The sequence below is a fragment of the Streptococcus sp. 10824 genome (genome assembly GCF_013276595.1).
Classification (GTDB): domain Bacteria; phylum Bacillota; class Bacilli; order Lactobacillales; family Streptococcaceae; genus Streptococcus; species Streptococcus pseudopneumoniae.
The window spans coordinates 1-7067 of sequence record NZ_VMLH01000106.1 but is presented as its reverse complement, the minus strand read 5'-3'; the positions used below and the strand labels follow the sequence as shown (position 1 = coordinate 7067).

The window sequence follows — 7067 nt, the reverse complement described above, 5'->3', positions numbered from 1 at the left end:
ACCAAAAAACTATCTTTCCTCATGAAGAAAGATAGTCTTGAAAATCTTTAAAAGTGGCCTTAGCGCTTCTCTCGAAACATCCGTTCATACTCTTCGAAAATCTCTTCAAACCACGTCAGCTTCACCTTGCCGTAGATATATGTAACTGACTTCGTCAGTCTTATCTACAACCTCAAAGCAGTGCTTTGAGCAGCCTGCGGCTAGCTTCCTAGTTTGCTCTTTGATTTTCATTGAGTATCAAAAAATCAGCTTCTTTATAACTTCGATTTTCAGGTAGGGTCAAATCTACATCCTCCTCCACATCATCCACTGTCAGTTCAACCGTTTGAGGTAAATTTTTCAAACGATAATGCTTTTGTCTTTGCCCTTCAATGCTAGCAAAATCAAGCAAATAGCCATTCACTCGGATTTGAACCAAAAGGAGATGATTGGTCATGTTTTCCATGATGAGAATATCTTCTAAACCACCTCTGGCACTCGGATAATCAGATACCCTGCGAATACGGATTTTTTCACACATGAGCAAGTTCCCTCATATCAATGATTTCATCGGCCTTATTCCAGACTAGGGGATTATGGGTCGCAATGATGATCATTCGATTTTCATCTTTCAAGCCCACCAAGAGATTCATAACCTCCTCTGAATTTTCAGGATCAAGAGCTGCTGTTGGTTCATCTGCCAAAATCAAGGGTGGATTTTTCAAAATAGTCTTCGCAAGGGCAACTCGTTGGGCTTCTCCCCCAGATAAAGTATAAATTTTTTGCTCCAAATCCAAATACCCTAGATTAACCTTTTCTAAAGCCTCCACTTGCCTTTCCAAACGTTCGACTTTTGAGATTTTCTGACCAACAAAGCCCAAATCCAAATTCTCTTTGATTGATTGGTTTTCTAAGAGGCCAAAATTTTGAAAGAGATAGCCCATCTGGTCTCGAAAATACTCACGAGTGGGAATGGTTTTTAAATCTTTCCCCTGATAAAGAACCCGTCCTCCATCTATCTTTTCTAGTTTGCCTAAGATATTCAGCAGCGTCGTCTTTCCGCTTCCACTCTTTCCGATTAAGGCATAGACCTTGCCCTTCTCCAGCTTGAGATTTAAACCAGAGAAAATCGCGCGGTCATTAAACTTCTTTTCCAATCCTTGAATATCAATCATCTTATTTTCCTTTCAATACTGCCATGCTACCAGCTTCTTCTTTTTTGTCCTGCCTTACTAAAATCAACAGAGCGTTAAGCGTAAATAAAGCTACAACTAGAGCGCTAATCAAGCTATCTCCTGTCAAAACACTAGATAGAATTAGGCCAAGCAAGAGAACTCCTCCTTGCGCCAGTAAGTACTTGCCATGAAGCTCATAGATTGTCATACCAGAAAGACGTTTAATCATAAGCTCCCGTCTGAACTGCTCAAAATAGAGAAGATTCATGGAATCAAATAACAAGATAGCCGTAGACAGGGTCAAAATCGTCCCAATAAGGAGAGAGTAAAACTCCACCCGTTTGTCATTTAGTACCTTGGCAAAAAATAGCTGACTTTTTACCAAGTAAGAGACCTTGTGATACAGACCTTGCTCTTTTAGAGCGGTGATGCTGTCTCCATATCGATCTAGTTTCAAGGCACTATTAGCCGTAGTTCCCCACAACATCCCTGCAACAGGTCTTGTTCCAGTCGCTTGCGGCGTTAGAACTACAATAATCGGATCTTTTAGGTACTGACGTGTTGTCTTGTACCCATCATTATAGAGGAAGCGTTCCTGTCCTGTTTCTGTAAAATCTAGCCTTAACTGTGGAAGGTAGTGTTTCTGACTCGTCGCCTCTACACTTTCAGATGAAAATCTTTGCAGGTAATCTGTAAATAATCCTTGGTAGTAGGCAGACTGCTCTCGCAAGCTCTCAGGCAAAATCAGCCCAAACTCTCCCTCAGACAAGTTTTGCATCTTGTCCATAAACTCTGAAGAAACGGTAATCTTTTCTTCTATCAGATAGCGCGGTGAGACATAGATAACATTCCCTGACGGTGTGTAGTCACTGAGACGATTGCCATCTAGGTCCACTTCTGCTCCATCTGAGAAATTGTCAACATTGCTCATGATATAAAAAGAGTCTGTATTGGCTAACCGTTCTTCAGTAAATGTCTGCCACTCACGATTATCCTTACGCATTCCTTCTTCATCGGCAAATGCACTAGACCAACCAAAGGATAGACGGTAACGGTCTGAGGACTGGCTCCATTTATCGCTAGCCTTCTCCATCTCCTGCATTTCACGGTAGTGGGGTAGGAGAGCAGTCGCACTCGAGCCGACTACCAACACGGCCAAGAGTTGCCCCACCATCATCAATGTCAGCATACGTTTGAGAGGGAGTTTCCCTTTCAATAGATCCACCAAACTATTTTCCTGTAAACCAAGTAGATACACGACACTTAGTAAGGTAGAAATCCCGGCCAGGATCAATCCATAAAATAGAAGAGCAATGATGACCAGTTGCACCGTTGCCATAAACAAGGCACCTTGATACCAGAGAATCCCCAATCCCAAAAGACTGGATACCAGCACTGAGCAGATAAGCTGTCTCACATCTTCTAACACCGGTCTGAGAGCCACCCCAAACAAGCTCTCACCAGCGATTAAGCGAATCCCTGCCTGACGAAGGGACTTGATCCGATAAATCAGGGTCAGACTCATAAAAGTCAGCAGAAAAATAGCTAGACTCAGTAGCCCCATTGGGGTAGCAGCCAAGAGGACGACCATCGAAAATGACTCTGTTCTATTCGAGACAACACCATTATAACCCAGTTCTTGCAGGGCGGTCTGTAAGCTCACTCCATCCAGACTCCCTGACACAATCAAGTAAGAACCTAATAAATCACTCGTTTCTGCACTCTCCTCGGAGGAAATGGTCAAACCTTCTGGAAGTTCTCCCTCACCATAAGTAGCATAGGTAAAGCGTGTTTCTCCAGCTTCATTTGGCTCAACGATCCGACGGGCGATGAGACTATTGTGCTCTACTGCCAAGTGACTCAAAGCCTCTGTCAGTTTTTCTCGATCAGCTACTGATTGGTCTAGCCCAGTACCCATCACATCAACAGAGGGATAGTTACCAAATAAAATCTCTTCTCGATGGTCAACAGAATTTATCACCATATAAAGCGATACCAATACCATTGAAATCAAAATAAATAAGCGTTTCATCATTTCCTCCAAAAAGTTACTTGGTCACTTAGTGAGAAGGTGACCAAGTAAAGCTAAACAATAGGGCTATACCATTCTAAACATTATAGTAGAATGCAACTTTCTCTCCCCAAGAAGTACGAATCCATGCACGAGAAGTCCCTCCATCACCAGCATATCCCTTATCAGATGAACCAGTTTTTCTACTAACAACTGTTGAGCTATGATATTTTGAAGAGTGATAGTAGTTTGAGTAAGCACCACCGTTAGCTGAACCATACGTCCAGACACCACCATCTGGATACTTAACCGCGGCCGATACTACTGCTACACTTCCACCTAATGTTGCTGCAAGGCTCGCTACAAGGGCTAATTTTTTAACTGTTTTTTCATATTGATACTCCTCTATTTTTGATTACAAGATTGTTGAGTTATTTGCTCCTCTTTCCATTATCAACGTTGATACTATTATATTACTAAATGATATTCTAAAATTATTTGTTTTTCTCTAAATTATCAAAATAGCACCCTGAAATGAACTTTTATAGTCATTATACTCCATCTTTATCACACTATCAAGGACACCAATGTCCTTAAAATCTAACTATTTCGTGTCATTTTTAGCTTATATATAAAAAAACAGTTCTAAAGACGAACTTTAGAACTGTTTTGATACGAGGACAAGGACATTTTTGTCACTGATTCACTATGTTTATAAATATTTTTTGACATCCTCTTGCCATTCCTCTGTCAATTTCTTTACTAGAAATCCATCTCCAATTAGCTGCGCAAATGTTTTAGAAGACTGATAAAATGATTCAGCTAAACTAAAATCTCTTTCTTCTCTTAATGCTTGCTTCCACAAAAACATAAATACAAGAGGTTTCTTTTGATAATCTTGAGTTTTATCCATAATTTCTTGTAAACACGATAGATAATCATTAAAGCAATCAGTTACTCCTACCTTTTCAAGACAACACATTCCTGAAATAAGAGTATCTCTAATTATAAAGAAGTTTTCTAATTGAGTTACCTTCTTCTGTTCTAAAAGAAAGAACATTAGCTTTTCGATTTGATTCACAAATTTGGCAAGATCTTTTCTAATGAGTATTTGATAAAAAAACAAACGAATCAACAACATATCATTTATTGAATAAACTTCTTTTTCTAGAATCTGAGGCATATGTTCCTCAAGTATTAACTCTGCATATTCAGGCCTTCTAGTTCTAGAAGTATCCAAACACGCCTGCAATACTTCACATGCTAATTGTTCCTCTTTAGGAAGATTATCAAAGTATGTTTTATAAATCTCTTCCAAACACGCTTCCTTCTTATCATACTCCTCTTCTTTACCATAGATTGGTTCACGTAAAATCTGGTATTTCAATTCTAAATAAGCAGGAGGAAGAGCTGAAAAATCCGGCATAAGGCTATAAGCTGGAACTCCTAGCCGGCGAGCAATATAGTCTAACTTGGGCAAACTCGGTTGCGAAGCTCCACTTTCAATTCGCGACAGTTGACGAACTGTCAGTTCTTGCTCATCTCCACAAAAATCTGGACGACTAATTCCTTTTTCTATCCGAATCTCTTTAATTTTTTGACCAATTAACATCAGACATCTCCTCTTCTACCTGCTTCGAAAAATACTGTGAAACTTAAAAAATTGTAACGGCTACATCTTTCCTACTCATAAGATTTCATAGCTACTTCCACTTCTGCCAAGGTGACCCCGAACAACTCTAGGCGTTTGAGGAGTTGCTTGCCGTTGGAATAGCCAATTCGGAGAGCCTCTCCCAGATATTCTCTGCGCTTACGGCTATCTGCCCCTGCTAGAAAACCAAGGCGAATCAAGTCGCTACGACTGATGTCAAACTGGCTCTCATATTCAAATTGTTCCGTCACCTGAGCTAGAGCCGTTTTCAGGTCTTCATAGCTGGCATGTTCTATTCCCAGAGAACGCCCCTTAGTTTTGGACTTAGGAACAGCTTCATCTCGTTTGAGGAAGGCATGCTGAACTGTTGGAATGGCCGTCATAATCATACGCCGAATCCGCTCCCCATTAAAATCTGGGTCTGTAAAGACAATGACTCCATGACGTTGGTGTAGACGCTGAATTCGCTCTATATCCTGATCATTGATGGCAGAACCTCGTGTCTCATAGGTCTCCACATCGAAATAACGCTTGAGATTGACCGTATCATCGCGACCTTCAACTACGATGACTTGAGAAATTTTTTCCTTCATTACTTGCTGTCCAATCCAAAAATTCGTTCTGCATTTGCAGTTGTTACCGCCGCTAGCTCTTCTGCCATCATGCCACGCAAATCTGCAATAAAATCCACTACATAGCGAGTATAGGCTGTTTTGTTTTCGCGACCACGCTTGGGTACAGGTGCTAAGTAAGGCGCATCTGTTTCCACCAAAATCTTGTCCAAAAGTAACTCTTTAGCTGCTTCTTGGATATCAGTAGCCTTCTTGAAAGTCACCACTCCTGAGAAGGAAATAGTCATGCCAAGCGCCACAAACTTCTCTGCCCACTCAAGCGTCCCTGAAAATGAATGCATGATACCACCTCGAGGACCAACTCCCTCACTTTTGATAATCTCATAGGTATCTTCCAGCGCATCACGGGTGTGGACAACAAAAGGCAAATCCAAGTCCTTAGATAACTGAATCTGACGACGAAAAACCTGCTCCTGCACCTCTTTTGGCGCTGTCATCCAATGGTAGTCCAACCCAATCTCACCCAAGGCAACTACCTTTGGATGCTTGAGCTTGTCAAGCAAGTAAGCTTCAATCTCCTCCGTGTAAGTCCCTGCTTCTGTAGGATGCCAACCAACAGTCGCATAGAGTTGGTCGTACTCATCCACCAACTCCAAAGCACGCTCAATCGTCGGTTTATCAAAACCAACAATATTCATCTGTGTCACACCCATCTCAGCAGCTAAGGAAATTTCTTCTGCCTCACGTCCAGCAAATTCTTCTACATTCAAGTGTGTATGTGTATCAAAAATCATCTCTTCTAACCTCGTTTTCTATCTTCTATTATACCAAAAAAGAGGAGGGGCACCCAATTTTTCGGTTTCCCTCCTCTCTTCCATAGAGAGCTATTCTGCTAGCTTTTCTATCCGATATTGCCCATCTTCTATTCCACAGTTAGAGACAGAAGAGACTGGTTACATTGATAGAATATCCCTTTTCAGCTAAAGTGTGTAATTATCTTGGGTTCTCACTTTTCTCACCCATCACTAGGATTGATGACTTCTCAAAATCCCCCTTATAATCTAACTTTAAGTAGAGAATAGAATTTTCTAGCTGTCCTATTTTCTACGTCTAGCCTTTCTTCCTAGCAAAGCAAAACCACTGGTTGCCGCCACTAGACCAAGACTAGCAAGTGCTGCACTTGATGCTGAACCTGTGTTAGGTAATTATTTGCCAGCAGGCACTTTAACAGTTGATTTTTCATCAGTAACTATGTACTACTCTAGATTCAATCTATTATATAAGAATGTTGAGTCACTAGCTCATCCTTCCATTATCTCTTATATTACAAAATACTCCATAATCTCCAGTAGAATAAATCTGGCTAGAGATTATGGAGTTATTTTCAGCCTTAATATCCTATCAAAAAATAATATTAAGATTCATTCAGTTAGATTTAGTTTACCAATTCACCATTAGCATTGACTCTATAGCCGTTTACTGTTGTATTGACTGCAAGCATACCTGATTCATCTACATAGTACCATTTCCCACTAACTTGGAACCATTGGCTAACTTTCATATCGCCATTACTGTTGAGGTAGTACCATGAACCATTGTCTAGTAACCATCCTGTGGCCATTGAACCATTACTATTGAGGTAGTACCATGAGCCATTGTATAGCAACCATCCTGTGGCC

7 protein-coding genes and 2 pseudogenes are annotated in these 7067 nt (G+C 40.8%); all 9 read right to left on the bottom strand.

From position 1 onward, the window contains the following. Window positions 1-208 precede the first annotated feature (208 nt). Window positions 209-520: a hypothetical protein gene (locus tag HT701_RS09520; RefSeq protein ID WP_166736444.1), complete on the bottom strand. Its 312-nt coding sequence runs from the start codon at window positions 518-520 to the stop codon at window positions 209-211. Next, window positions 513-1154, bottom strand: a complete 642-nt coding sequence (locus HT701_RS09515) for an ABC transporter ATP-binding protein (RefSeq protein ID WP_000565529.1) — start codon at window positions 1152-1154, stop codon at window positions 513-515. The genes HT701_RS09520 and HT701_RS09515 overlap by 8 nt, the downstream gene beginning before the upstream one ends. Before the next feature lies 1 nt (window position 1155). After that, window positions 1156-3186, bottom strand: a complete 2031-nt coding sequence (locus HT701_RS09510; protein ID WP_172931463.1) for a bacteriocin-associated integral membrane family protein — start codon at window positions 3184-3186, stop codon at window positions 1156-1158. A gap of 76 nt (window positions 3187-3262) precedes the next feature. Continuing rightward, a complete protein-coding gene (locus HT701_RS09505; RefSeq protein ID WP_172931464.1) occupies window positions 3263-3574 on the bottom strand; it encodes a lactococcin 972 family bacteriocin in 312 nt (103 codons plus the stop codon). A gap of 303 nt (window positions 3575-3877) precedes the next feature. Beyond that, entirely contained in the window at window positions 3878-4777 is a 900-nt protein-coding gene (locus HT701_RS09500; RefSeq protein ID WP_172931462.1) for an XRE family transcriptional regulator, read from the bottom strand. Window positions 4778-4848: 71 nt separating this feature from the next. Then, window positions 4849-5409: a ribonuclease M5 gene (gene rnmV, locus HT701_RS09495; protein WP_172931461.1), complete on the bottom strand. Its 561-nt coding sequence runs from the start codon at window positions 5407-5409 to the stop codon at window positions 4849-4851. Then, on the bottom strand, window positions 5409-6182 hold the full coding sequence (locus HT701_RS09490; RefSeq protein WP_172931460.1) for a TatD family hydrolase: 774 nt from the start codon (window positions 6180-6182) through the stop codon (window positions 5409-5411). Before HT701_RS09490 ends, rnmV begins: the two co-directional genes overlap by 1 nt. A gap of 303 nt (window positions 6183-6485) precedes the next feature. After that, window positions 6486-6620: pseudogene (locus tag HT701_RS09485) on the bottom strand (LPXTG cell wall anchor domain-containing protein); the annotation flags it as partial. Window positions 6621-6823: 203 nt separating this feature from the next. Continuing rightward, window positions 6824-7067, bottom strand: a pseudogene (locus HT701_RS09480) (choline-binding protein); the annotation flags it as partial.

Bases quoted from the DNA above. Each gene is read 5' to 3' on its own strand.
- HT701_RS09500 (WP_172931462.1), bottom strand. From the start codon at position 4,777: ATGTTAATTGGTCAAAAAATTAAAGAGATTCGGATAGAAAAAGGAATT.
- HT701_RS09515 (WP_000565529.1), bottom strand. From the start codon at position 1,154: ATGATTGATATTCAAGGATTGGAAAAGAAGTTTAATGACCGCGCGATT.
- HT701_RS09490 (WP_172931460.1), bottom strand. From the start codon at position 6,182: ATGATTTTTGATACACATACACACTTGAATGTAGAAGAATTTGCTGGA.
- HT701_RS09520 (WP_166736444.1), bottom strand. From the start codon at position 520: ATGTGTGAAAAAATCCGTATTCGCAGGGTATCTGATTATCCGAGTGCC.
- rnmV (WP_172931461.1), bottom strand. From the start codon at position 5,409: ATGAAGGAAAAAATTTCTCAAGTCATCGTAGTTGAAGGTCGCGATGAT.
- HT701_RS09510 (WP_172931463.1), bottom strand. From the start codon at position 3,186: ATGAAACGCTTATTTATTTTGATTTCAATGGTATTGGTATCGCTTTAT.